Origin of the sequence: Ruegeria sp., assembly GCF_965199275.1 — a bacterium.
Taxonomy (GTDB): Bacteria; Pseudomonadota; Alphaproteobacteria; order Rhodobacterales; family Rhodobacteraceae; genus Ruegeria.
This window is the reverse complement of the sequence record NZ_CBDAQX010000009.1, coordinates 176,948-199,822: the sequence shown is the minus strand read 5'-3', so window position 1 is coordinate 199,822 and position 22,875 is coordinate 176,948. Positions and strand designations below refer to the sequence as shown.

Annotated in this window: 21 protein-coding genes and 4 pseudogenes; 11 read left to right on the top strand and 14 right to left on the bottom strand. The window is 56.4% G+C overall.

The genetic code is table 11. The features are described from left to right. Nucleotides 1-41 precede the first annotated feature (41 nt). From iolD to ACOERD_RS06730, 3 genes and pseudogenes are all read left to right on the top strand, one after another. Nucleotides 42-1,874, top strand: coding sequence for a 3D-(3,5/4)-trihydroxycyclohexane-1,2-dione acylhydrolase (decyclizing) (gene iolD, locus ACOERD_RS06740; protein ID WP_419738471.1), 1,833 nt, complete (start codon nt 42-44; stop codon nt 1,872-1,874). Further along, a complete protein-coding gene (iolE, locus tag ACOERD_RS06735) occupies nt 1,871-2,770 on the top strand; it encodes a myo-inosose-2 dehydratase (protein ID WP_419738470.1) in 900 nt (299 codons plus the stop codon). The genes iolD and iolE overlap by 4 nt, the downstream gene beginning before the upstream one ends. A gap of 48 nt (nt 2,771-2,818) precedes the next feature. Further along, nucleotides 2,819-3,610: pseudogene (locus tag ACOERD_RS06730) on the top strand (phytanoyl-CoA dioxygenase family protein); the annotation flags it as partial. A gap of 96 nt (nt 3,611-3,706) precedes the next feature. Here the strand turns inward: ACOERD_RS06730 and ACOERD_RS06725 are convergent. Genes ACOERD_RS06725 through ACOERD_RS06710 form a run of 4 tightly spaced genes read right to left on the bottom strand, consistent with a single transcriptional unit; the run spans nt 3,707 to nt 6,271 of the window. After that, the gene (locus ACOERD_RS06725) at nt 3,707-3,883 is read right to left on the bottom strand and encodes a hypothetical protein (RefSeq protein WP_419737675.1); all 177 of its coding nucleotides are present in this window, start codon (nt 3,881-3,883) and stop codon (nt 3,707-3,709) included. A gap of 28 nt (nt 3,884-3,911) precedes the next feature. Beyond that, complete coding sequence (locus ACOERD_RS06720) at nt 3,912-4,580, bottom strand: hypothetical protein (protein ID WP_419737676.1); 669 nt, start codon at nt 4,578-4,580, stop codon at nt 3,912-3,914. Nucleotides 4,581-4,583: 3 nt separating this feature from the next. Further along, entirely contained in the window at nt 4,584-5,306 is a 723-nt protein-coding gene (locus ACOERD_RS06715; protein WP_419737677.1) for a DNA methyltransferase, read from the bottom strand. Beyond that, nucleotides 5,303-6,271, bottom strand: a complete 969-nt coding sequence (locus ACOERD_RS06710; RefSeq protein WP_419737678.1) for an IS1595 family transposase — start codon at nt 6,269-6,271, stop codon at nt 5,303-5,305. The genes ACOERD_RS06715 and ACOERD_RS06710 overlap by 4 nt, the downstream gene beginning before the upstream one ends. Before the next feature lie 149 nt (nt 6,272-6,420). Here ACOERD_RS06710 and ACOERD_RS06705 point away from each other — a divergent pair, with 149 nt between their 5' ends. Further along, on the top strand, nt 6,421-7,602 hold the full coding sequence (locus ACOERD_RS06705) for an ISNCY family transposase (RefSeq protein WP_419737631.1): 1,182 nt from the start codon (nt 6,421-6,423) through the stop codon (nt 7,600-7,602). Between the two features lie 152 nt (nt 7,603-7,754). Here ACOERD_RS06705 and ACOERD_RS06700 read toward each other — a convergent pair whose 3' ends face one another. The 6 genes and pseudogenes from ACOERD_RS06700 to ACOERD_RS06675 form a co-directional block, all read right to left on the bottom strand. Further along, complete coding sequence (locus ACOERD_RS06700; protein WP_419738469.1) at nt 7,755-8,042, bottom strand: hypothetical protein; 288 nt, start codon at nt 8,040-8,042, stop codon at nt 7,755-7,757. Continuing rightward, nucleotides 8,039-8,725, bottom strand: a complete 687-nt coding sequence (locus ACOERD_RS06695) for a response regulator transcription factor (protein WP_419738536.1) — start codon at nt 8,723-8,725, stop codon at nt 8,039-8,041. The genes ACOERD_RS06700 and ACOERD_RS06695 overlap by 4 nt, the downstream gene beginning before the upstream one ends. A gap of 563 nt (nt 8,726-9,288) precedes the next feature. Further along, nucleotides 9,289-10,020: an IS21-like element helper ATPase IstB gene (gene istB, locus ACOERD_RS06690; protein WP_419737606.1), complete on the bottom strand. Its 732-nt coding sequence runs from the start codon at nt 10,018-10,020 to the stop codon at nt 9,289-9,291. After that, the gene (istA, locus tag ACOERD_RS06685; RefSeq protein WP_419737605.1) at nt 10,007-11,515 is read right to left on the bottom strand and encodes an IS21 family transposase; all 1,509 of its coding nucleotides are present in this window, start codon (nt 11,513-11,515) and stop codon (nt 10,007-10,009) included. Before istA ends, istB begins: the two co-directional genes overlap by 14 nt. 117 nt (nt 11,516-11,632) lie before the next feature. Continuing rightward, nucleotides 11,633-12,262 (bottom strand): annotated as a pseudogene (locus ACOERD_RS06680) (arginine deiminase family protein); the annotation flags it as partial. Continuing rightward, nucleotides 12,243-12,742 (bottom strand): annotated as a pseudogene (locus ACOERD_RS06675) (thiamine pyrophosphate-dependent enzyme); the annotation flags it as partial. The pseudogenes ACOERD_RS06675 and ACOERD_RS06680, both read right to left, overlap by 20 nt. 243 nt (nt 12,743-12,985) lie before the next feature. Between ACOERD_RS06675 and ACOERD_RS06670 the strand changes: the two are divergent. Next, on the top strand, nt 12,986-14,017 hold the full coding sequence (locus tag ACOERD_RS06670) for an IS110 family transposase (protein WP_419737763.1): 1,032 nt from the start codon (nt 12,986-12,988) through the stop codon (nt 14,015-14,017). A gap of 11 nt (nt 14,018-14,028) precedes the next feature. On the opposite strand, the pseudogene ACOERD_RS06665 reads toward ACOERD_RS06670, so the two are convergent. The 3 genes and pseudogenes from ACOERD_RS06665 to ACOERD_RS06655 form a co-directional block, all read right to left on the bottom strand. Beyond that, nucleotides 14,029-15,159, bottom strand: a pseudogene (locus ACOERD_RS06665) (5-guanidino-2-oxopentanoate decarboxylase); the annotation flags it as partial. Further along, nucleotides 15,156-16,340, bottom strand: a complete 1,185-nt coding sequence (locus ACOERD_RS06660) for a pyridoxal phosphate-dependent aminotransferase (RefSeq protein ID WP_419738468.1) — start codon at nt 16,338-16,340, stop codon at nt 15,156-15,158. The pseudogene ACOERD_RS06665 and the gene ACOERD_RS06660, both read right to left, overlap by 4 nt. Continuing rightward, nucleotides 16,337-16,984, bottom strand: a complete 648-nt coding sequence (locus tag ACOERD_RS06655) for a TetR/AcrR family transcriptional regulator (protein WP_419738467.1) — start codon at nt 16,982-16,984, stop codon at nt 16,337-16,339. The genes ACOERD_RS06660 and ACOERD_RS06655 overlap by 4 nt, the downstream gene beginning before the upstream one ends. A gap of 94 nt (nt 16,985-17,078) precedes the next feature. Between ACOERD_RS06655 and ACOERD_RS06650 the strand changes: the two genes are divergently transcribed. The 4 genes from ACOERD_RS06650 to ACOERD_RS06635 are packed head-to-tail and all read left to right on the top strand — an operon-like array spanning nt 17,079 to nt 20,193. Next, nucleotides 17,079-17,876, top strand: coding sequence for an ABC transporter ATP-binding protein (locus tag ACOERD_RS06650; RefSeq protein ID WP_419738466.1), 798 nt, complete (start codon nt 17,079-17,081; stop codon nt 17,874-17,876). Between the two features lie 38 nt (nt 17,877-17,914). Next, the gene (locus ACOERD_RS06645; protein ID WP_419738465.1) at nt 17,915-18,679 is read left to right on the top strand and encodes a transporter substrate-binding domain-containing protein; all 765 of its coding nucleotides are present in this window, start codon (nt 17,915-17,917) and stop codon (nt 18,677-18,679) included. Between the two features lie 9 nt (nt 18,680-18,688). Beyond that, complete coding sequence (locus tag ACOERD_RS06640) at nt 18,689-19,435, top strand: ABC transporter permease (protein ID WP_419738464.1); 747 nt, start codon at nt 18,689-18,691, stop codon at nt 19,433-19,435. Next, nucleotides 19,432-20,193: an ABC transporter permease gene (locus ACOERD_RS06635; protein WP_419738463.1), complete on the top strand. Its 762-nt coding sequence runs from the start codon at nt 19,432-19,434 to the stop codon at nt 20,191-20,193. Before ACOERD_RS06640 ends, ACOERD_RS06635 begins: the two co-directional genes overlap by 4 nt. A gap of 217 nt (nt 20,194-20,410) precedes the next feature. Here ACOERD_RS06635 and ACOERD_RS06630 read toward each other — a convergent pair whose 3' ends face one another. Further along, nucleotides 20,411-20,593 (bottom strand): hypothetical protein, encoded by a 183-nt coding sequence (locus ACOERD_RS06630; protein WP_419738462.1) that lies wholly within the window; start codon nt 20,591-20,593, stop codon nt 20,411-20,413. Between ACOERD_RS06630 and ACOERD_RS06625 the strand changes: the two genes are divergently transcribed. Both ACOERD_RS06625 and ACOERD_RS06620 read left to right on the top strand, forming a co-directional pair. Then, on the top strand, nt 20,586-22,328 hold the full coding sequence (locus tag ACOERD_RS06625) for an IS1634 family transposase (RefSeq protein ID WP_419737624.1): 1,743 nt from the start codon (nt 20,586-20,588) through the stop codon (nt 22,326-22,328). The two genes, ACOERD_RS06630 and ACOERD_RS06625, sit on opposite strands and share 8 nt — an antisense overlap. A gap of 97 nt (nt 22,329-22,425) precedes the next feature. After that, entirely contained in the window at nt 22,426-22,863 is a 438-nt protein-coding gene (locus ACOERD_RS06620; RefSeq protein WP_419738461.1) for a lysophospholipid acyltransferase family protein, read from the top strand. The last annotated feature ends 12 nt before the right edge of the window (nt 22,864-22,875 follow it).

Here is a 22,875-nt window from a genome sequence, read left to right as displayed (position 1 = left end):
GCAGAATTGGCCAAATTGGCCTTGTGTCGAAAGGGATCACAATGGGCAAGACCGTCCGACTGACCGCAGCGCAAGCTTTGGTGCGCTATCTGGGTGCCCAGATGAATGAGGCCGGAGAGCCTTTTATCGCAGGTGTCTGGGCCATTTTCGGCCACGGAAACGTGGCCGGGCTGGGTGAGGCGCTGCATGGTGTCAAAGACACGCTGCCCACCTATCGCGGCCACAATGAACAGACGATGGCGCATTGCGCGATTGCATATGCCAAACAGATGCGGCGCACACGGGCGATGGCGGTGACCTCGTCCATCGGGCCGGGCGCGACCAATATGGTCACCGCTGCTGCGCTGGCCCATGTGAACCGCCTTCCGGTTCTTCTGTTGCCGGGCGATGTCTTTGCCTCGCGCGGGCCGGACCCGGTGTTGCAACAGATCGAGAGTTTTGGCGATGGCACCATCAGCGCCAATGACTGTTTCCGCCCGGTCAGCCGCTACTATGACCGTATCTCGCGCCCCGAGCATCTGCTGACCGCTCTGCCGCGTGCTTTCCGCACGATGACGGACCCGGCGGATTGCGGACCGGTCACTTTGGCCTTCTGTCAGGATGTACAGGCCGAGGCCTATGATTACCCCGAAAGCTTCTTTGAACCGCGCGTGTGGTTCCAACGGAGTATTCGCCCGGACGAAGGCGAGCTGGCGCGCGCTGTGGCCACGATTTCAGCGGCCAAACGCCCGGTTATCGTTGCGGGCGGTGGGGTGCATTATTCGGACGCAACAGATACCCTGCAGAGCTTTGCTGAGACACACAATATCCCAATCACAGAAACGCAGGCCGGCAAATCCGCTTTGGCCTGGGATCATCCCTTGAACCTGGGTCCGATTGGTGTGACGGGCGGCGAGCCTGCCAATGACATCTGCGCCGAAGCCGATTTGGTGCTGGCCGTTGGCACACGCCTGCAGGATTTCACGACCGGCTCATGGGGTCTGTTTTCGAACCCCGCGCGCGAGATGATTTGCCTTAATACCGCCGCCTATGATGCCGAAAAACACGGCGCGATGCCGTTGCAATCCGATGCGCGCGTTGGCTTGCAGGAGCTGGGCGCCGCGCTGCAGGGCTACAATGCTGATCCTGTGGCCGACACACTCAAAGCGGATTGGTTTGGCAAGGTTGACGCGCTGACTGACGCGCCGGGTGACGGGAACGCTCTGCCCACCGACATGCAGGTGGTGGGCGCGGTTCAGCGCGCCTCGCATGACGACACGGTGGTGATGTGCGCCGCTGGCACAATGCCGGGTGAGCTGCACAAGCTGTGGAAAGCGCCGCGACCTGGGGCCTATCACATGGAATACGGGTTCAGCTGCATGGGCTATGAGATCGCAGGCGCCATGGGCATCAAAATGGCCCAGCCGTATCGCGACGTGATCTGCTTTACCGGCGACGGCACCTACATGATGGCGAACTCCGAAATGGCGACGGCGGCGATGATGGGCGTGTCCTTCACCGTTGTGATCACGGACAACCGGGGCTTTGGCTGTATCAACCGGCTGCAAATGGGCACCGGCGGGGCCGAGTTCAACAACCTGCTTGATCACACCGTCCATGAAACTGCCTCGAACATCGATTTCGCGGCACATGCGGCGGCGATGGGGGCGACCTCGGTCAAGGTCAGCTCGATTGCCGAGCTTGAGGACGCGCTGGCTAAACGCGGCGACATTACAGGGCCCTACGTAGTGGTCATCGACACCGATCCTTACCCCTCGACCGAATATGGCGGCACATGGTGGGAAGTCGCGGTGCCCGAGGTCAGCACCCGCCCCGAAGTGAATGAAAAACGCGCGGCCTATGAGGTTGCCATCAAGGAAAGAAACACGAAATGAGCGTGAAAATCGGGATCTCTCCGATCGCGTGGCAGAATGACGATCTGCCGGACCTGACCGCCGCATACACCATGGAACAAGCGCTGCAGGAGTCGCGTCAGATTGGCTACACCGGCGTCGAACGGGGCCAGCGGATGCCCAGCGATACCGAGGGGCTGCGCGCCTACCTTGAGGGCAACGATATCGCGCTCTGTGGCGGCTGGTGTTCCGGTGCGTCACTGGTCAATGACTTTGCGACGGAACGAGACGCCGTTCGCGAACAGGTAGAACAGTTTGTGGCGCTGAACAGCCCGTGTATCGTTTACGCCGAATGCTCCAACACAATTCAGGGCCAGATCGGGACGCCGGTCAATGACCGTCCGAAACTGTCGAAGGATGAGGTGCTGTCCTACGCGGCCAAGCTGACCGAACTAGCAAAATGGATGGGCGATCAGAGCATGCCAATGGCCTATCACCACCACATGGGCACGATCATCGAAAGCGAAGATGACGTGAACTGGCTGATGGAGGGCTCAGGACCCGAGGTGAAACTGTGCTTTGACACCGGCCACCTGCTGTTTGGCGGTGGCGACGTGATGGCGACCCTGAACCGCTGGGGCGACCGCGTGCATCACGTGCATTTCAAGGATATCCGCCCCGCCATCGTGCAGGACGTGCGGGAAAACAACCGCAGTTTCCTGGACGCCGTGATCGCAGGCGCGTTCACGGTGCCCAGTGACGGCTGCATTGATTTTCAGGCGGTCGCAAATGCGCTGAAAGCGATGGACTACGACGGTTGGATCGTCGTTGAGGCAGAACAGGACCCGGCCAAAGCGCCGCCCTATGAGTACTCAAAAAAAGGCTACGACCACATCGTTGACGTCTGCGGCAAGGCAGGATTGGAGATCACCGCTTAGCACACTGTCCCAAGGGGCAACACCGAAGCCATGAGAAAGGAGAAAGTCATGGTAAATCAAGAACTCAGATATGTCGGCTATTTTGACCGGGAATCCTGTGATCTGGATGAATTCAAGGTGTTGACCTCACAGGCCCTTTCGGCGGACGCGGTGCCATTTGCTGCGTCTTTGGAAAACAATTTGCCAATCTATGACATGCAGGCTTTGCGTCCGCTACTAGAGCAAGCAGACAAGCGGCAGGCCTTGCTGGCCGAATGGGCTTGGGTTCTTGCCAAATCCGCAGGCGTCATCGCCCTGAAACAGGCGTATCCGGATACAATTGTGATTGACCGGGCGACAGATGTGTTCCGCCAGATCATCGAAGATGAACGTCAGGGCGGCGGGGGTGAGGGCGACCACTTTGCGGCCTCTGGGGCCAATGATCGGATCTGGAACGCGTTACAGAAACAGTGCTTGCGCGATCCCGAGGGCTTCGCGCTCTATTTCGGAAACACCTCGATTGCCGCCGCGTGTGAGGCGTGGCTTGGCCCGAACTACCAGGTCACGGCGCAGATCAACCAGGTGCGTCCCGGCGGGCAGGCACAGCAAGCGCATCGTGACTATCATCTTGGGTTTCAGACGGCAGACAGCGCAGCACGCTATCCCGCGCATGCGCATTTTCTAACGGCAGCTCTGACATTGCAGGGCGCTGTAGCGCATTGCGATATGCCGGTAGAATCCGGCCCAACCAAACTGCTTCCGTTCTCGCAGCTTTATGCGCCCGGGTATCTTGCCTTCCACGACACGGATCACCGCGCGCATTTCGAAGAGAACTTCGTGCAGCTGCCTTTGCAAAAGGGAATTATATACTTAAGTAACATTTTTATAGTGGACTGTCGCATATTGACGCGATAAAAACGAAAACCGCGCAAGGTATTTTAGCACTCTGCGCTCTCTTTAATCAGGCTTCTTGATACTCATTGGCCGCATGAATGCAGCCCTGATTTCATCCAATGACATTTCAGGCATGTCGATTTCTTCTTCCAACTCAGCCTTGGTCGGTTGATATTTGTTCGATCTGATGTGCAGATCGGCGGGTTCAGGCAGGTCTGCATTGTAACGTTGGTTTGTCATGCGAATTCCTAAATTGAATACATTGGTTTTAGCCGAGAAGTTCTCGCAAGCGGGTTTGGATTGGTTCAATTTTAGCCAGTTCGGTCAACAAAAACTCTACGTTGTCGGGGCCGTCGGCCTGACGCGCCCGCACAATACTGTCGTAATCAATTTCCAACAAATCACAAAACTCCCGACCTGTCATTGCCTCATCGATTGAAATTCTCTTCTTGAATCCTTCCCAGATCGCTTGCTTGTCTTCTTGATTGAAAGCACAAAAGTGTGCCTGGAACCGATATTGAATATGCTGGGCGTTGCGTTGAATGAACCCGTGCATTGACTGCCTCTCTGCGCTAGCTTTTTTTGTGTCGAACACATGACCGTCCTTCAACTCAACTATATGGCAGTTTTGCTCGCCTTTTCGGCGCTTGAAAACCATAAAGTCAGGCTCTGATCCCGAAAAATCCAAGGTCCGACTTCGTTTAATTTCACGTTTTCGGGCAAGCAACACGCCCTCAGGCATGATTTCTTGTTCCAAAAAGGTGTCCAGATTAGGGATGTTGGGAACAGCTTCCACGATCATCGATTCCAGTTCTGACCCCGATGAGATTACAGCTGACTGTATCTTGCTGGCCAATTCACCTAACGCTTCATTCCCAAACAACCGGGCGTAAGAACCAGATGTGTTCTTTGGTTTGGCATCCCGTAATCGTGCCATAATCTAACCGTTCAAGTCGCAACCAAGGAAGGTGCGGCCATGGTTTCGTGCCGCTTGCAGAACCGAAAACGACCCGGCAGCCGGATCAATTACAAAATCGCCTTCGTGGCTCACGGCGGCCATGAGTTGACCTTGTATGTCTATTGGTTTGGAATGTGGGTGATCCCGCTGGGATACTTGTTCTTGAATTACATCTGGAATGTTATGTATTTTCCACACGCCTTTTGCCTTACGCGGCTGTTTCTGTAGTACTATGCAGTATTCTCCTCTGCGCCGAGTGCGATAGCCCATACCAAATGTACCCTTGTTCCACGTTAAAAGATCCACAATGTCCAGCCTCGTTCCGTCCAGCCACGGGTGAATACCTTGGCAAAGGTGAAACTTATCCACCCATAAAAAGAGATGGCCTGATGGGATAAGCGTACGATCTATTCCGCGAATAAAATTGGCGATGGCCTCCTCCGGCATTTGCTGTAGGGCGCTGCGGCGTTTTCCACGAACTTTGCCTTCGTTCCCATATGCCAGCTTTTCAAGCACGCCACGGTATTGGGGATCGAAGAATGCGACTGGAACTGCGTCCGCAGGTATAGCGGAAAGGAACTCAAGACCGTCCATCTTAAGGCGCGTGTTGGGCTTAAGGACATCGGGAAGCACCAGCTTTGGCACGGTCACCGTGCGCGTGTTGGAAAATACCCCGGCAGTACTTTGCGAAGTTCCGACGCTCATGACCGCGCTCCGCTATTCAATCCGTTATCCTCGATTAGCTTCTTGTAAGGCAGGTTCTTTCCAGCCATCCCATGCACAACGCCGCCCATTTGGTCGATTGTATCCTTTGGCCTGTTGTTGTGACGGTGCTGAAACTCGTCCACATAGCGTTGCAGATGCTTGGGCGACATCTTGTGATAGACGCCATTATAACCCCGCTTCATAGGAGCCCAAAAGCTTTCCAGCCCGTTGGTGTGCGCCTGATCGCGGACATATTCACCCACTGAGTGCTTTACCACCTCATGCGGCCTGTCAATGCCCTTGTAGGCACTAGCCTCATCGGTATAGAGTGTTGCTCCTTCGACGGCATGCTCGTTCACAAACCCCTGCAAGGTCTCTTTGTCTGTGCTCTCTACCACTTTGGCAACAACCTGACCCGTTTCGCGATCCCTGATACCAGCAACAGCAGCCTTGCCAACAGCGCCACGTCCAGCCTTGAGTTTCTTCTTCGCGTGTTTGTTGCCTTCCTTGCCGCCTATGTAGGTTTCATCTGCTTCGACTGGGCCATTAAACCAAGGCATGTTTGCCTCCATTGCAGCCCGAAGACGATGCAGCATGAACCACGCGGACTTCTGCGTAACACCAAGCTCACGGTGCAACTTCATCGAAGATACGCCCTTAAGGTTAGTTGTGAACAAGTAAATACCAATGGCCCATGTGCGATATGGTAGCCGGGTATTCTCAAGGATCGTGCCGACCCGAACCGTAAACATGGGTTTTTTGGAGCACTCACGACACCTGTGCGTCATGCTTGGATGCCTGATGCCTGACTGCACGTTGAAAGAACCGCAATGCGGGCAAAACGGACCATCTGGCCAATGTAGTTCCTCAATCCACTTACGCGACTTTTCTTCATTACCGAACATTGCAGCAACCTGTAGGAAGGTCAGGCCCTTGCGGTTTGATTTTCCCGGTGCTTTTGTCATTTTTACACTCCTGAATGTTATTAAAATGTAACAAATGCGTCGGAGTCCGTCAATCATAAATGTTACTTAAGTGTCGCTAACACGCGATATGTCCGGTGTATGTAACATGCGATCTGTCCGGTTCTATTCTGTCTCTGAGAGGAGGCGTTATGAACCGAGCAGAAGTGTTACAGGAAGTTCGACTGATGAAGTTTGAAGATGTGTATTCGCGGCGAAGCGCGAACAAGCTGACGCAAGAACAGGCGGCTGAGATACTGGGTGTATCCGTGCGCACCGTCAGGCGTTGGGAGGATCGATTTGAGGCGGATGGTGCAGAAGGTCTGTACGACCGTCGGCTTGGCAAACTGGCCAACAATCGTGTTGCCACGGATAAGGTCATGGAGATGCTTGAACTGTTTGATACCAAGTACTGGGATTACACGCCGAAGCATTTCCACGAGAAGCTGGTGGCCCACCATGGTTTCACACAGAGCTACAACTGGGTGCGGCTTACACTGCAGCGCCACGGCCGGGTTCAGGCAGCACCCCGACGAGGTGCCCATCGGCGCAAGCGGCCCCGCCGTCCGATGGTTGGCATGATGTTGCATCAGGACGGCTCCAGCCATGAATGGGTTCCGGGTCAGTGGTGGGATCTGATCGTCACCATGGACGATGCCACCAACCGGGTTTATTCGGCATTCTTTGTCGAGGAAGAAGGGACGATGAGCAGTTTTCAGGGGCTGACAGAGGTGATCGAGGCGCAAGGTCTGTTTTGCTCGCTCTATGCCGATCGGGGCTCTCATTACTGGCATACGCCCGAAGCGGGCGGCAAAGTGGACAAGGACAATCTGACCCAGGTCGGGCGCGCCTTGCAGCAACTCGGCATTGAGCTGATCCCGGCCTATTCACCGCAGGCCCGTGGACGGTCTGAACGCATGTTTGGCACGTTCCAGAACCGATTGCCGCAGGAACTGCGGTCCCATGGGATCACAACCATTGAAGAGGCCAATCAGTTCCTGAAAGAGGTCTATCTTCCCGAACACAATGCCCTGTTTGCAAAGGAGCCGGAGGATACGACCTCGGCCTTCGTGCCGTTTACAGGCAATGTGCGCGACACCCTGTGTGTGCAGGAAGACCGCGTCGTCGGCAACGACAATACGGTGCGCTACAAGGGCCTGGTCATGCAGATCGCGGCAGACAGGCACCGTCATCATTTCGTCAAGGCGAAGGTCAGGGTCCACGAATACCCCGATGGTCAACTGGTCATCTTCCACGGCCCGAGATGCATTGGCCGCTACCAGCCTGACGGATCACCCATCACACAGGAGGATAGCAAACACAAAGTCGCGTGACCCGCTTCGACGTGGCGCGAACGCGGTGGCCCAAATCTACGGTCGCCTACGGCTCCCTCCGAATTGGGCCACCGCGCAATCAACTGAAGCGGACAATTGGCATGTTACCTACACCGGACAATTCAGAATGTTCTCGACATCATAAATGTTACTTAAGTATATAATTCCCAAAAGAAAAGTCCAAAAATAAAAGATATGATGAACAGCCGTGCTCCCCAGACAGCCAGATCCTGACCCGAGAAGCTGCGGGAATGCAGGACAAACACCTCAAGAAAGGCAAAGACGACGTAGAAGGACGCGCCAAACAGCAGCGCTGTGCGGAATTGCCCGCGTGTGGATTCGAAGTACCAATCGCGGTATTGGGCCTCAAACTTCTTGTCCAGAAAGTTCTGGGTGACCGCGTTGATCGGCTCATCATATATGAAGGCGCGGAGTTTCACTGTCTTGTCACCCCCAGTCGATAGCCGACCCCGTGGACCGTCACGATGATCTTGGGACCATCGCCGCCATCCGACAGCTTCCTGCGGATCTTTGCAACTAGAGCATCAATCGTGCGCTCTCCTGCGTCATGGTCCGGTGAGAGGGCAACTGCATCCAGCAGCACCGACCGGGACAGCACCCGACCGTTCGCGTTTACGATGGCCATCAGCACGTCGAACTCGGCCCGCGTGACGGGTATGACCTCGTGCTGGGCGTTCCAGACCTGTCGACTGTCCAGATCAATCTCGATCTCTCCCAGCCGGACTTTGGTATCTTGACGGGGCATCTGAGCCTGGGGGTTTGTACGTCTGAGCACTGCGTTGATCCGGGACAAAAGCTCATCCGGGTCGAACGGCTTTGTCAGATAGTCGTCACCCCCGATGTCCAACCCGCTGATCTTGTCGCTCGCGCTATTGCGGGACGACACGAAGATGATCGGCGGATGTGCCGATTTCGCCCGCATCGAACGCGCAAGCACCAGACCGTCTTCATCCGGCAATCCGAGGTCCAGCAGCGCGATATCCACGGATTGGGACGCAAGCGTCGCGCGCGCATCCGCAACATTGGACGCCTGAAGAACATTGTAATGCGGTCGAAGGAGCGCGGACGTCAGAGCAAGCAATGACGGGTCGTCCTCTACCAACAATACGTTCAGCTTCTTCAACTCTGCGGTCCTACATGTCTGTTTCTAAACACAGCTTGGCACGTGTGAGTGTTTTCGTGCAAACCATCCCCACACTCTTTTTGGAATATGTTCAGCCACGGACACAAGCCTAGCGTGCGTAAGAACCGGGCCTGTTAACATCTGGTTAACATCTGCATCGCGGTTTGGTGACAATTTGATTTTAATCTCTGTTTCAACGTCCCGATTTGTTGGTGCAGTTATGTTGAATACATCTTTTGAAATTATTGAACCCATCGACGATCCCGAACTGTCTGAACTTCCGGCGCCATGCAGCAAGCATAGCACTCTGGCAGTCGTTGATATGGAGAGTAACGAACCGGCGGTCGTGTCAATCGGCATTGAATAATGACCCCCCATCGGCGTCCAAATTTGACCCCCCTTGGAGCTAAGAGGGGCGTTGAGGGGGTCGTGTTTAGGTTGATTCAGGAGGGGGTGGACAGCAGGTCAAACCGAAAAGAGAGCGTAGCTCGACTGAAGGTTTGACCTGCTGTCTGTTTTGAATTTATTCCCCGATTTCGAGGTTAGTCGCGGTGGTTAATTCGCCAGCTTTCGTTCCCGGTTTCGATGATATCGCAATGGTGTGTCAGTCGATCCAGGAGAGCAGTGGTCATTTTGGCATCTGTGAACACACTCGGCCATTCAGCAAATGCGAGGTTGGTTGTTAGCAGAATAGACGTTCGCTCGTACAGTTTGCTGATGAGATGGAAGAGTAATCGTCCACCAGACTCTGCGAACGGCAGATAACCGAGTTCGTCTATAATCACGAGGTCGACGCGGATCAGCTGCTCGCTGAGCCGCCCGGCGTTGCCTTCGCGATGTTCAGCCTCCAGCTTGTTCGCGAGATCCACAGCGCTGAAGAACCTGACCCGCCGGCGGTTATTGACCGCGTGGCCCCCGATCGCTGTTGCGAGATGCGTTTTGCCCGATCCGGTTCCACCGACCAGCACGCCATTCCTGGCCTGGTCCATAAAATCGCCGTCATGAAGATTGCGCACGACTTCCTCGTTGACGGGGCTGACCGTGAAGTCGAACTCAGGTAAGGACTTGCAGACCGGGAACTTTGCGGCACCCATCTGATACCGGATCGAGCGCGCAGTCTTTTCGGCCAGTTCGGCCGTGAGGAGTTCGGCCACGACCTGTTGGGGCCGCCAGTTGTTTTTGGCTGCGGCCTGCATCACTTCGTCAAAGCAGTTGACGATGCCTGGCAACTTCAGTTGACGGGCAAGTTCGAGAATTTCCTTACGCAGTTGCATGGGAGCCTCCAAGCCTGTCATAGCGAGCGCAATCCGCGATCGGTGCCATTTTCAGCTGCAGGTGGGCAGGCGGCTCAATCGCCTTTGGCGGCGGGGGATTGGTGCGCCGAGAGACAATGTTCAGGATCGCATCGGCCTTGCGCAGGCCAGATTTTAGAGCTTCTTCGCAGGCAGCCTCGACCACATCAATGTCGTGCTGGTAAGCAGCGAAAAGAATATCGGCAAGTTGCCGGTCTCCGTCGGATGTGCCCCGCAGATGGGTCCAGATCTGCGTCATTGCCGGTGGTAGGTCCCAGTCACGGAACGGTGCTCCATTGCGCAGAGCGCCAGGCTTGCGCTTGAGGACGGGCACATAGTGCCAAGGGTTGAAGATCGTTTTTCCTCGGCCGAAGCACCGTTCGTGCTCTCCGACAATCTCACCGTCTTGGCGCAGGACAATCCGCGTGGCGTAGACCTGCAACTGGACCTGACGTCCAACAGCTCTTGCCTCAACGCTGTATTTGTTTCTTTCGAAGTTGATCAGGCAGGTTCGGCTCACGGCGACCGTCTTTTCACGGAACCCGACGAAGGGCTTCTGCAGATGCGTCAGCAGCGGCTTTTCCTGCTGGAACTCCTCCCAGACCGTCACCTCCAGGTTTTCCGGATGCCGCAGTTCTTTTGCGCGTTTGATCGCGTCTTTTTGCAGCCGGGCATTCAATTCATCGAAGTCGGCCACCTCCAGACGCGGTGTAAAACTATAGGCGCGGCTCTCCTTGACCAGATTCTCAACCTGACCCTTCTCCCAACCGGCCGCGCGCGTACAGGCGATCGGGTTCACCAGATGATGAGAACACATCCGGGAGAATGCCTTGTTGAACTTTCTTTCCTTGCCCGACAGGATCGCATCGACGGCGGTCGTCATGTTATCGTAGATCCCGTTGATGCAGCCTCCACCAAAGAATTTGAAGGCCTCGTCGTGGGCATCAAAGACCATCTCCTGCGTCTCGCGCGGATAGGCAATGGAGAATGGCATGCGGCTATGGCAAAGTTTGAAATGGGCAACCTTCACGGTCGTGAGTGCACCGTCCATCAAAACCGTCTCCACACTCCAGTCGAACTGGTACGCCTCCCCAGGATCAAAGATCAGCGGGATGAACGCCTGCGCCTGTTGTCGGCCGTGCGCAATGCGCCAATTCTTTGTGTAGCGTCGAACACTGTCATACCCGCCGCCAAAACCATCATCGGAGAGTTCCTTCCAGATTTTGGTCATCCGCTTGCGGTGTTTCTTCGGAAGCGCCTCGTTCTCCTCAAGCGTTTCATCCAGACGCGCGCGCCAAGGCCCGAGCACCGGGTATGGCTGCGATTTGCGCTCATATTTGAACTCCGTCACTCCCGATCGGATTATCTTTCGAACCGTTGCACGGCTCAAATTGAGCGAACGGCAAATTTCCTTGATGCTCTTTTTTTCGATCAGGTGTAAGCGACGCACTTTTCTAATAGTTTCCACGCAAATCATCCCGCTTGCCTCTCCATCGACTGCTCAATGAAAAGGATGTCTACAACCATAGGGAGGGGTCAAATTTGGACGCCGATTTCCCCGCTTAGGGGGTCAAAATTGCACGCTTTTCTACACATTGGCGGCCGCTTCTTCACCATCGGCAACATGCAGAACACGGTAGCCTTCAAAACACCCGGACGCATCTAGACGCTTGGTTGAAAGGACGGTTTCGGCATCCATCAGTGAACAATCGGTCTTGAAATGCAACACGCCTTCAGGCGTAAACACCTCGCGCAAAGCATGGCCCCATTCATTGGCAATTTCCGTCAGCTCGCCCACGCCTGCAGCGTCGGTTCGATCCGAGCGGCCGACCAGAATTTCCTTTCCGGTCACCAGGATATCACCTCCTTCGACATGGCCGGGCCCCTTGATCTCGCGGACGTCGTCGTAACAGGCACGGATCGTCGACGATATTTCTGCCACCTCACCCAGGCGGGAGGGCGCGCCAGGTCGCATCAGGATAGCACCTTGCGGCAGGCACAGCGCGGTGTCCTCGACGAATTGGGCGTCCGGGTACGCTTCAAGCGGGTCAAGCTCGATGACTTCTGCTCCGGTGCTCCGCAGCGCGCTGACATAGGCCGAATGCGCAGCCAGCATACCCTCTAGGCTGGGATTGCCGATATCCTCGGCACGCAGGCCGTCTGCAATGGTCGAGGCAGGCTTGCGCGTTATGGCACGGGTAAATTCAAAGGTCGGGTTGCGCATGAGTCACTCCTGATCCGAGCGTCGCCCGGCAATATCAATTTCCAGAATCGCGGGGCCGTTTTGGGCAATGGCTTCTGTCAGTGCAGCGGCAACAGCTATTGGATCTTGCCGGACGCGTTTGTAGGGGACACCAAACGAGGCAGCAGTGGCCGCAAAGTCAGGTGGGGTTGGGTCGCAACCGATCACCTCGACGCCCACGCCCTCCATGGACGTGGCGATTTCGCCATAGCCATGATTGTTCCAAAGAACAAAGGTAATGCGCAGGTTTTGGTCCACTGCGGCCATGATCTCAGGCAGTGAAAATTGGGCACCTCCGTCCCCAGCGATGCAAATCACGGACGCCTCCGGGTCGGCAATCGCGGCACCGATGGCTGCCGGAATACCGTAGCCAAGCGCTCCGTATCCTGTGGCCGCATTGAACCATCCGCCGGGACGGTCGTGATCATAGTAAAGGTTGCCAGCATAAATCGGCTGAGTGGAGGGGGTATGAATGATTTGTGATCGGCCAAACGCCCTGAATCTGTTAGAGGATTCGGGGAGGCGGATAGGTCTCAGGCTGGATGTTTTCGTAGGGCATTGTGACCCTGTAGTGGAGCTTAGCCTTCGCCTGTTTCCGAACAGCCCCCATAGGGCCCGGTTTTGGCCGGTGATCCTGCATAGGAGCTTGGTTTGGCCGTTCACGCCCCATTGGGGGCTCCGCCTCCTTGAGCAGGGAGTATAGCCATGGCTTACATAGGTGTCGATCTTCATACGAATTCCTTCACGATCTGTCGGCGTGAGACGGACGGATCGGAAACATTCCAAACCTTTCAACTGTCCGCGCAGGCGCTTGAGCAGTTCTGTCAGAGCCTTGATGCGGATGACGAACTGGCGGTCGAGGCCACCGGCAACACGGCCTGGTTCTGCGGTGAGGTGGAACCCTGTGTCGGCCGGATCGTTGTGGTCAACCCGCGCCAGTTTAAAGTGATCCGCACATCGGTGAAGAAAACCGATCGCAACGATGCCCGCGCCCTGGCGTTTTTCCTGTCGAAGGACATGCTGCCGGAAACCCGGCTCAAGTCCACTCAGGAAAGCGAACTGGCCTCGCTGACCCGGACGCGTGACATGCTGGTCAAACAGCGCACCATGCTGCTGAACGGCATCCACGCGATGTTTGTCCGCCACGGCATGAAGCTGAAGAAGGAAGGGTTGTCCAGCAAGAAGCGCCTGCGCGACCTGGATCTCAGCCGCTTCACACCGCTTGAGCAGGTCGAACTGGCGGCATTGCGGGACCAGGCGCTCGGCCTGACCGAAACCCTGAGCCGTCTCGACAAGGCCATCGAGGAGGCCGCCTCGGCCATGAAAGGCTTTGAGGGGCTCACCAGCATCAAGGGGATCGGTGCGCGATCTGCCGCGGTCCTGCTGGCGGGGATCGGCAGGGTTGAAGACTTCTCCGACGCGGACAAGCTGGCCGCCTATGTCGGCATCGTGCCCAAGGTGAGCAACTCAAACGAAACCGAACATCACGGGCGGATCACGAAGCGCGGCAACAAGCTCATGCGCACCACGCTGGTGCAATGTACGCTCATCGCGATCCGCTATTCGGGATATCTCAACAGCCATTATCGGCGCATCAAGGAACGCCGTGGCGCGGGCAAGGCGATCATAGCCACTGCCCGCAAGCTGCTCAAGATCATCTATGACACGCTCAAGAACGGCTGGGTCTTCGACGATTTTGTCGAATTTAAAATCAAACAAAATCAATGTCATGCTTGACAATCATCATAGGAGTCCCCGATCATGAGCGCATTCGGGACTGCGGCGCGCATGGCCGCCAGAATCTCGACTTGGGCGCGGTAGTCAGAACCAATCTCTTCGAACGCCGCAGCGCGGGTTCTTTCAGCGCTGTCCATTCCATCTCGCTGGTTGGATTTTCCGGGCAATGCCGACAGCAAGGACGAAACAACCTGATCGGTGCGACCCTCTATGGCTATTGCGGCTTCGTGACGGGTCAGTTGATCCGGGCAAATATCCACTCGTATGAGCCCCGACATAGAGGCCATATCTCCGGTGGCATAGATGTCATAGTCCGTTGGGCCCAACTCGGTCCCCAAAGCGAGGACGCAATCGGCATCTTCGATCAAAGCCCGGACAGATTTCAAGCTTGCACTGGCGGGAACAGTCAGTGGGTGCCCATGCATCACACCGCGCGCATTTACGGTTTGCACGACAGGCGCATCGAGGCGCTCAGCGAGAGTTTGTAGATATTCTCCGGTCGTTTTCGCTCCGCCCCCCGCCAAGATGACAACTTTTCGCGCGGCAGACAGCCGGTCTGCGGCCTGTTTGATTAAGTCACTGTCCAGTGCCTGATGAGGATGATCTTTCGAAGTCAGGGCGCTTTCAGCGACCAGCCCCGCCACATCCAGCGGGATTTGGATATGGGTGGGGCCCGGTCGTCCAGCGGAATAGGGTGCAAACGTGCGATCCAAAGCAGCGCTCAGATCACCGGGCTGGGCCACATGTTCGGACACCAGCGCAACAGATTTGGCCAGCGCATGTTGGTCGGGCAGTTCATGCAAATGGCCAAGACCCTTGTGTAGCGTGCTGTTTTCGTTGACGCCGGAAACCACCAGCATCGGAACGGAATCCGCGCGGGCCTGCGCCATCGGCGTCAGCGTATTTGTCAGGCCGGGTCCTGTAATCACAAAGGCAACGCCTGGCTTGCCTGAGACACGCGCATAACCGTCAGCCATAAAACCTGCGCCTTGCTCGTGCCTTGGGGTCACATGCTGAATGCCCGAGGCGGCAAGCCCGCGATAAAGCTCAACGGTGTGCACGCCGGGAATGCCGAACACGCAGGATACGCCCCGTTGCTTCAATTCGGCGACCAGTGCCTCGCCCACTGTTTGTTTGGTCATGCAACATTCCGTTTGCTGAGGTTTGCGTGGGCGACGATGCGGTCCAGCGCCGTCGCGAATTGGCGGTCGTCGATGGTGAGGGCGACCCGAACCCAGTCCTTGAGGCTTTCACCAAAGGCCGAGCCCGGCATCACTGAAACGCCATGCTCCAGCAGATCCCAGGCATAGGTGTCACCATCCTTTCCAATGCCCGACACGTTGACCAGCGCAAACATGCCCGCATCCGGTTGGTGGACGGTCAGAGGCGTTTCACTATGAAGGCGGCGTTCCAGAACACGAGCGCGAGCCGCAAAACGAGACGCCATGCCTGCAGCGACCGAAGATCCGTCTCGCACAGCTTTTTCAGTCATGTCTGCGATAAAGGGCTGATTGCCAAACAGCATCGTTTCCGAGACCGGTAGTAACGCAGTACAGAACGCGGCTGGGCCAACGCACCAACCGCTGCGGAAGCCAGGGGCTGCGTGAGATTTGGAAATCGACGACACGGCGATGACCCTATCGGCCAGGTCCGGGTCCGAAAGCGGAGATACAAATTCCGCTCCTTCAAACACCAGATGCTCGTACACTTCGTCCGAGATGATCCAGAGGTCGTGCTTGATCGCAAGTTCGCCAATTTTCCGTACATCTTCAGCGGTCAGGATCGCGCCTGTCGGATTATGCGGAGTCGTCAGAAGTATAGCGCGGCTGCGCGGGGTGATGCGCGCGGCGATGTCTTCGGCCTGCAACCGAAAACCGTTTTCTGGGCGGAGCGGCACCGGTACGGGTTCGGCTCCTGATGCGCGGATCACGCCCTCGTATGTGGCATACATCGGGTCACCAACCAACACTTCGGAACCTGCTTCGGCGACGCCTTGCATCACTGTATAAAGCGCGGTCTGCGTGCCGGGAAAACAAAGAATGTTCTCGGGCAAATAATGCCGGCCGCAGCTTTTGGAGTACGACTCTGCCAAGGCTGCGCAAAGCCCGGCCTCTCCCCGGCCGTTGGAATAGCCGGTACGGCCCGACTGCAAAGCTAAGGCAGCGGCATCGCAAAGCTCCGGCGGCGTTGGCACGTCCGGCTCGCCGATTGTCATTTCCACCAGATCGGCGCCTGCCTCAACCATGGCGCGCGCCTTCAAGTGTACTTCCCACTTACCGCCGCCCAATCCGGCCAGCCGTTCAGTAATTGCCGTCAACCTCATAGGCGCTCGCTCTCTTGCGATAGATCCAAATCGATAATGGCGGAAACGGATTGCAGCCCGATTTCAACCAGTTCACCCTGCTCAAAGGCATCGGGTAAGGCCCCGCCTTCCAGCCACAGACCGTCGATGACCGCGTTGCAAGCGATAGCCAGCTGCCGCAATTGGACAGGCGATGCCGAGCGGTTCGCTTCTTTCAGCGAGGCCGCGATCAACCCTTCAAGTTGGTCCCGAAAATAGCCGTATGTTCGTTCGTTGGTCGCCTTCATTTGCTGGTCCTGCTGAACTTTGTTCAAAAAACTGGCCCAAAGAGCGATAGCACGGGGGTCGACAACCGGGGGCGTCAACGACGCCTTCACGAAAGCTGCCAACTTGGCTTGGGCGCTGGCTTCGACTTCGTTCGCGGGCGCGAATGTCTGATCTGTCATCGAGTTCATGTGGTGCTCATACGCCGCGACGATCAACTCCTCCTTGGAGTTGAAATAATGACGGATAAGCCCCTGCGTAACATCCGCACGGTCTGCGATTCCCCGCACTGTAGCGCCACGGACGCCCTGCTCCGCCACCAAATCAAGCGTCGCGAGAATCAGTGCGTGCTGTCGGGCTTCGGCCGACTCACGCTTAAATTTCTTGCGGTCTTCGCTCACGATTGGTCCTATTTTGCGGATGCTGTAATTATACACTTGCATAATTACTATGCTCGCGGCTTACTGCAATCAGAAAGTTGGGGTCAAAGAAAAAATGGACACAGCCGCCGCGGACGCAGTTGCTCAAGAAACGGATACGCGCCGAGAGGCGATCCGAGTTGAGGACTTGCACAAGTCTTTTGGAAATCTCGAGGTGCCAAAAGGCGTAGACCTCACTGCACATCAGGGCGATGTCGTAGCGATCATTGGTGGCTCAGGGTCTGGCAAGTCGACCATGCTGCGATGCATCAATTTCCTTGAAACGCCGACCTCCGGCAAAATCATAATCGGAGGCGAGGAAGTGGCCATGCGGGCAGATGGAAGCCCGGCCAGCCAGAAGCAGATAGAGCGCATCCGGACAAAGCTGGCGATGGTGTTCCAGCAATTCAACCTGTGGACCCACCGCACTTTGCTGGAGAATGTAATCGAGGTTCCGGTACATGTGTTGAAGGTACCAAAATCAGAGGCGATCGAACGCGCGCGCGAATTGCTGGTCAGGGTAGGCCTGGGCGGCAAAGAGGACACCTTCCCAGCATATCTATCCGGGGGCCAACAGCAGAGGGCCGCTATTGCTCGGGCATTGGCGGTTGATCCTTCCGCCATGCTTTTTGACGAGCCAACATCCGCACTGGATCCGGAACTCGTGGGCGAAGTGCTGACGGTGATCCGTGATCTGGCTGCCGAAGGGCGAACAATGTTATTGGTTACTCATGAGATGAAGTTCGCGCGCGAAGTGGCGAACCATGTCGTCTACCTCTATCAGGGGCGTATTGAAGAGCAGGGACCACCTGCCGACCTCTTTGGAAATCCGCAATCAGAGCGACTGAAGCAATTCCTCAGATCAGTCGGATAGCATCAAAACACCAAATAAAACCAACCGGGAGACTCCTAATGAAATTGAAAACACTTCTGACTGCAGCAACAGCCGCAGCCGTGCTAACTGCAGGCGCGGCAGCAGCTGAACAAGTTAAGATCGGTATCGCCGCCGAACCCTATCCCCCATTTGCGTCACCCGACAGCTCGGGCAATTGGGTCGGATGGGAGATCGAGGTGATCAATGCCGTCTGCGCCGCGGCCGAGCTTGACTGCGTGATCACACCTGTTGCCTGGGACGGTATCATTCCGTCGCTGACCGGCCAGCAGATCGACGCGATCATGGCGTCGATGTCGATCACCGAAGAGCGTCTGAAAACCATCGACTTCAGTGATGCGTATTACAACACACCCGCAGTGATCGTGGCGGACAAGTCGATGGATATCGAGCCCACCGCAGAGTCCCTCGCAGGTAAGATCATCGGGATCCAAGCCTCGACCATCCACCAGGCCTATGCGCAGGAATACTTCAAGGATGCAGAGCTGAAAGTCTATCAGACTCAGGATGAGGCCAACCAAGACCTTTTCGCGGGCCGCATCGATGCCACTCAGGCCGACAGCATTGCCATGGCAGATTTTGTGAATTCGGACAATGGCAGCTGTTGCGAAATCAAAGGCGCTGTCGCGGATGATCCGGCAATCCTGGGCCGTGGCGTCGGTGCCGGTGTGCGCAAGGGCGACACCGAACTTCTTGAAGCGCTTAACAAAGGGATCGCTGCGATCCTGGCCGATGGGACCCACGAGAAAATCACCGAGGGTTACTTCACCACCAGCATCTACTAAGGCGTAGCTGTGACCGGACTGTTAGAGACACTGGGCCTTGGCACCAGCATGGAGTTGCTGTCGCTGTCTAGTTGGGGTGGCAACCTGTTACGCGGGCTTGCCAATTCCCTGCAAATCGCTTTTGGCGCATTTGGAATGGGGCTGGTTATCGGGCTGTTCGGGGCCTACGGAAAACTCTACGGCGGGAAGGTCACGCGTGACCTTCTTGCCATCTATACGACTGTGATCAGGGCGGTGCCTGAACTGGTGCTGATCCTGATCCTTTACTATGTCGGCAGTGATATCATCAACAAGATCTCTGAGGCGGTCGGAGGCGGCAGGGTTGAGATCAACGGTGTAGCCGCCGGTATTTGGGTGCTGGGCATTGTGCAAGGGGCCTATGCCACCGAGGTGCTGCGAGGCGCGATAAAGGCGGTGCCCGTCGGCCAGATCGAGGCGGCGAAGTCCTATGGAATGCCCGCTTTCATGATCATGCGTCGGGTGACCATACCAGCAATGATGGGATTTGCTGTGCCCGGCCTGGCCAATCTGTGGCTTATCGCGACCAAAGACACGGCCTTGCTTGCAGTCGTCGGGTTCAGTGAGTTGACGCTGGAAACACGACAGGCGGCTAGCAGTACCCGTGCTTATTTCACCTTCTTTTTGGCTGCAGGCTTCTTATACCTGATGGTCACCCTTTTCTCAGGGGTCGTTTTTGCCCGTATCGAGAAATGGGCGCGGCGTGGTCAACCTTCGTTGAAGGGTGGCTCGGCATGATCACTGTGAAAGCTCTTATGCAACCGCACCGTATCGTCATGATGCTGTTATTTGCAGCATTGGTGATCTGGTGTGCGGTCTCGCTGCGTTGGGATTGGATTCCAAAATATGCCCCTTTGGCGCTGCAGGGTCTCTGGACCACAATCTGGCTTTTGGTGGTCACAACCGTACTAGGCTTTCTCATGGCTGTGCCTCTGGGATTGGCGCAGGCGGTGGGCCCGTGGTACTTGGCAACGCCCGCCCGCGTGTTCTGCACGATCATTCGAGGCACACCGCTGCTGTTGCAGATCTGGTTGCTATATTACGGGCTTGGTTCGTTATTTCCGCAGTTTCCCTGGATACGCTCGTCTGAGCTTTGGCCTTACTTGCGTCAGGCTTGGCCCTATGCCGTCCTGGCACTGACACTGTCCTTTGCGGGATATGAGGGCGAGGTCATGCGAGGCGCGTTTTCCGGCGTGGCAAAAGGCCAGTTGGAGGCTGCAAAGTCCTTCGGGATGCCACGTTTCACAATGTTCCGCCGGATCTGGCTGCCCCAAGCGGTACGCAATGTTCTGCCGACCTTGGGCGGAGAAACCATCTTGCAGCTCAAAGCAACGCCACTCGTAGCAACGATCACAGTGGTCGAGATATATGCTGTTTCTTCCCGGGTTCGAGCAGACACATTCGTGGTCTACGAGCCCCTGCTGTTGCTGGCATTGGTTTACATGGCCATCGCCGGGTTAATTGCCTTGGCCTTCCGACGATTTGAGGAAGTTTGAAGTATTGGCAGCAGTGCTTACGTATGGTCGATAGGTGTTTTGGGTCAGAAATGCTTGATGTTTGGGTCAGACATGAATGACGTGATGCAATCATTCCTTGAGGTTTTGGCCATCGATTAAGTCAAAGATCTGTGACGTTCCACAATTATTGTGATCAACCACCGCAGCCACCTGGATGGTTTCGCTCTGATTGACGTGGTGTCCGACGCCAAGTGGATCACCTTCGCCGCCAAAAAAGGAACTTTGCGACGCGGTCCTGACTTCCGACCTTTTTGTTGATCTGACTGGGTTTTTGGTTTGTTTTCAGGTGTGGTTGCTCAGAGGCGCGTTGTAGTGCCCCATTATTATAAAAAGTATTGACATGGGCCTTCAGATGGCTAACCTCTTCGCCCATGTTCATCCGCACCAAACATGACGCAAAGCTCAACCGCACACGGATCCAGATCGTTGAATCCGTCCGCACCGGCTCCAAGGTACGCCAGAAGATCCTGCGCCATGTGGGTGTGGCCCATAACGACAGCGAGATTGAGGATATCAAGCGTCTGGCGGGCCGCTTGATGGAGCAATTACGCATTGATCGCTCGCCGCAAATGGAACTGTTCACGCCCACGGAATATGCCGATCTGCAGGCGCTGGTGCGCCGCGCTCCGCGGCCGGACAAGCTTGGCGTTGATCTTGCCGAGTGCCGTGAGGAGGCGCGGGTCTCTCTGGGTCTGCGGGATGTCATGGGGACGATGTATGACCAACTGGGTTGGGGGGCCCTTCTGGGGGCGGCGCGTAAAAGTGCCAATCGCATTGTGAAAGAGCTGGTTATGGCGCGGATCGCACAGCCCGAGAGCAAGCGCGCGACCGTGGAGGCGTTGGAGAACCAGGCAGGCATCACGCTCAATCTGGACGTGGTCTATCGGAGCATGGATTACATCAATACGCCGGTGATAGACGGGATTTGCAAAACCTCTCACGCGGCGGCAGAGAAGTTGCTGGGCGGGCCAGTGACCGTGCTGTTCTACGATTGCACGACCCTGGCCTTTGACACCGAGCGCGAGGACCCGGCCGAGGATGCGGACGGGGTCGAGCAGGATCATCTTCTGGCCAAGGGCTTCAGCAAGGATGGCAAGCATCACCGCGCTCAGGTCATGCTGGCGCTGATCGTCACCTCCGATGGGCTGCCTGTGGGCTATGAACTCTTCCCGGGAAACACCTGGGAAGGTCATACGCTGGAAGCTGCGCTGAAGGCGTTGGAGGGACGCTTCGACGTGGCCAGGGTCACGTTCGTGGCCGATGCCGCCATGCTCAGCAAGGACAACCAGCAGATGTTGCAGAACAAGGGTCTGCCCTACATCCTCGGCTATCGCATGAAGTCCGCCCCGGCCGCCGTGAAGGCGAACATTTTGAGCCCGGAGGGACGCCAGCCTTGGGCTGGACACGGTTCTGAAGAGGCAACCGAGAAGGGCTGGTACAAGGTGATCGACCAGGAGGGAGCGCGGGTCATTGTGACCTGGTCACCCACCCGGGCACGCAATGATGCCCACAAGCGCGACAAGGCAATCGAAAAGCTGCACAAGAAGCTCAAGCGCTCTCGCAAACCCGGCAGCTTCAGCAGCCGGGGATATGGCCGCTTCCTGGCCTTCCCCGACAGCGGGGACGTCACGCTGGATGATGCAAAGATCAAGGCAGCGGCACAATGGGACGGGCTGCATGCCATTGTTGTTCATGGTGCGGACGAACTGGAGGCACAGGACGTCATTGCCCGCTATCACCAGTTGTGGGAGATCGAAGCCTGCTTCCGCACCAACAAGCACGATCTGAAAATCCGGCCCATCTATCACTGGTCGCCGCGTCGGGTCCGGGCCCATATCGCCATCTGCTACATGGCCTTCTGCTGCCTGCAGCACCTGCGCAAGCATCTGGACCTGCTCGGACACCCGATGAGCCCGGCTCGTATCCGCAACGAGTTGAACGCATTGCAGCTCTCGATCCTGCGCCACAAAGGCACCCCTGACCGCTACGGCATGCCAAGCCATGCCACGGTCGATGCCAGACGCATCCTCACCTGCGTCGGCCTGACCTGGAACGAAGCCCCTTTCAAGATACCCCCCGGGCGCACCCGAAAAACTGGCCAGACCAAAGCCTGAGCTCCCTCAACACTCCGAAACAATCGCTGGCGAAAAAAGTCCGTGTAGTGCCTTTTGGCAACCAAGGCATAATAATATCAATGACTTATACGAAAAAATGTCGGAAGTCAGGAAAAAGGAACTTTGCGACGCGGTTATCCAACGCCACGGAATCAAGTGTTTAGGGCCGGTGAAGATTGACTGGAAAAGTGGCAATGTGGCGATCGAAACACTCACTGCTGTCGTTCAAGCCATGCCCGCGCGCCGTTGTGTCGTGCTTTTCCCATACGGTACGCGCACTAACTCTGGAAGCCTCGGCAAGTTCAAGGCAGGAGCTATAGTAGTAGCGCGCACCAACGGCCGAACAACACGACCCGTCCTAATTCACGCATCCTACAAAAGCATGCCGCGCGACAAACACTTGCCCAAAAGCGGAACGATCCGGGTCGAGGTATTGCCGTCATTTAGATGCGATCACTCCGCTTCAGTGGACGAAGATATTGCTCACCTGCGAAGCGCAATGATGGCCGTTTTCGACGCCGGATCGTGTAGGTAGGTATGTGGTTCT

What these genes read in the sequence shown, in the direction of transcription:
- iolD (WP_419738471.1), top strand. Translation starts at nt 42, where the DNA reads ATGGGCAAGACCGTCCGACTGACCGCAGCGCAAGCTTTGGTGCGCTAT.
- iolE (WP_419738470.1), top strand. Translation starts at nt 1,871, where the DNA reads ATGAGCGTGAAAATCGGGATCTCTCCGATCGCGTGGCAGAATGACGAT.
- ACOERD_RS06725 (WP_419737675.1), bottom strand. Translation starts at nt 3,883, where the DNA reads ATGACAAACCAACGTTACAATGCAGACCTGCCTGAACCCGCCGATCTG.
- ACOERD_RS06720 (WP_419737676.1), bottom strand. Translation starts at nt 4,580, where the DNA reads ATGGCACGATTACGGGATGCCAAACCAAAGAACACATCTGGTTCTTAC.
- ACOERD_RS06715 (WP_419737677.1), bottom strand. Translation starts at nt 5,306, where the DNA reads ATGAGCGTCGGAACTTCGCAAAGTACTGCCGGGGTATTTTCCAACACG.
- ACOERD_RS06710 (WP_419737678.1), bottom strand. Translation starts at nt 6,271, where the DNA reads ATGACAAAAGCACCGGGAAAATCAAACCGCAAGGGCCTGACCTTCCTA.
- ACOERD_RS06705 (WP_419737631.1), top strand. Translation starts at nt 6,421, where the DNA reads ATGAACCGAGCAGAAGTGTTACAGGAAGTTCGACTGATGAAGTTTGAA.
- istB (WP_419737606.1), bottom strand. Translation starts at nt 10,020, where the DNA reads ATGCAACTGCGTAAGGAAATTCTCGAACTTGCCCGTCAACTGAAGTTG.
- istA (WP_419737605.1), bottom strand. Translation starts at nt 11,515, where the DNA reads ATGATTTGCGTGGAAACTATTAGAAAAGTGCGTCGCTTACACCTGATC.
- ACOERD_RS06670 (WP_419737763.1), top strand. Translation starts at nt 12,986, where the DNA reads ATGGCTTACATAGGTGTCGATCTTCATACGAATTCCTTCACGATCTGT.
- ACOERD_RS06660 (WP_419738468.1), bottom strand. Translation starts at nt 16,340, where the DNA reads ATGAGGTTGACGGCAATTACTGAACGGCTGGCCGGATTGGGCGGCGGT.
- ACOERD_RS06650 (WP_419738466.1), top strand. Translation starts at nt 17,079, where the DNA reads ATGGACACAGCCGCCGCGGACGCAGTTGCTCAAGAAACGGATACGCGC.
- ACOERD_RS06645 (WP_419738465.1), top strand. Translation starts at nt 17,915, where the DNA reads ATGAAATTGAAAACACTTCTGACTGCAGCAACAGCCGCAGCCGTGCTA.
- ACOERD_RS06635 (WP_419738463.1), top strand. Translation starts at nt 19,432, where the DNA reads ATGATCACTGTGAAAGCTCTTATGCAACCGCACCGTATCGTCATGATG.
- ACOERD_RS06625 (WP_419737624.1), top strand. Translation starts at nt 20,586, where the DNA reads ATGTTCATCCGCACCAAACATGACGCAAAGCTCAACCGCACACGGATC.
- ACOERD_RS06630 (WP_419738462.1), bottom strand. Translation starts at nt 20,593, where the DNA reads ATGAACATGGGCGAAGAGGTTAGCCATCTGAAGGCCCATGTCAATACT.
- ACOERD_RS06620 (WP_419738461.1), top strand. Translation starts at nt 22,426, where the DNA reads ATGTCGGAAGTCAGGAAAAAGGAACTTTGCGACGCGGTTATCCAACGC.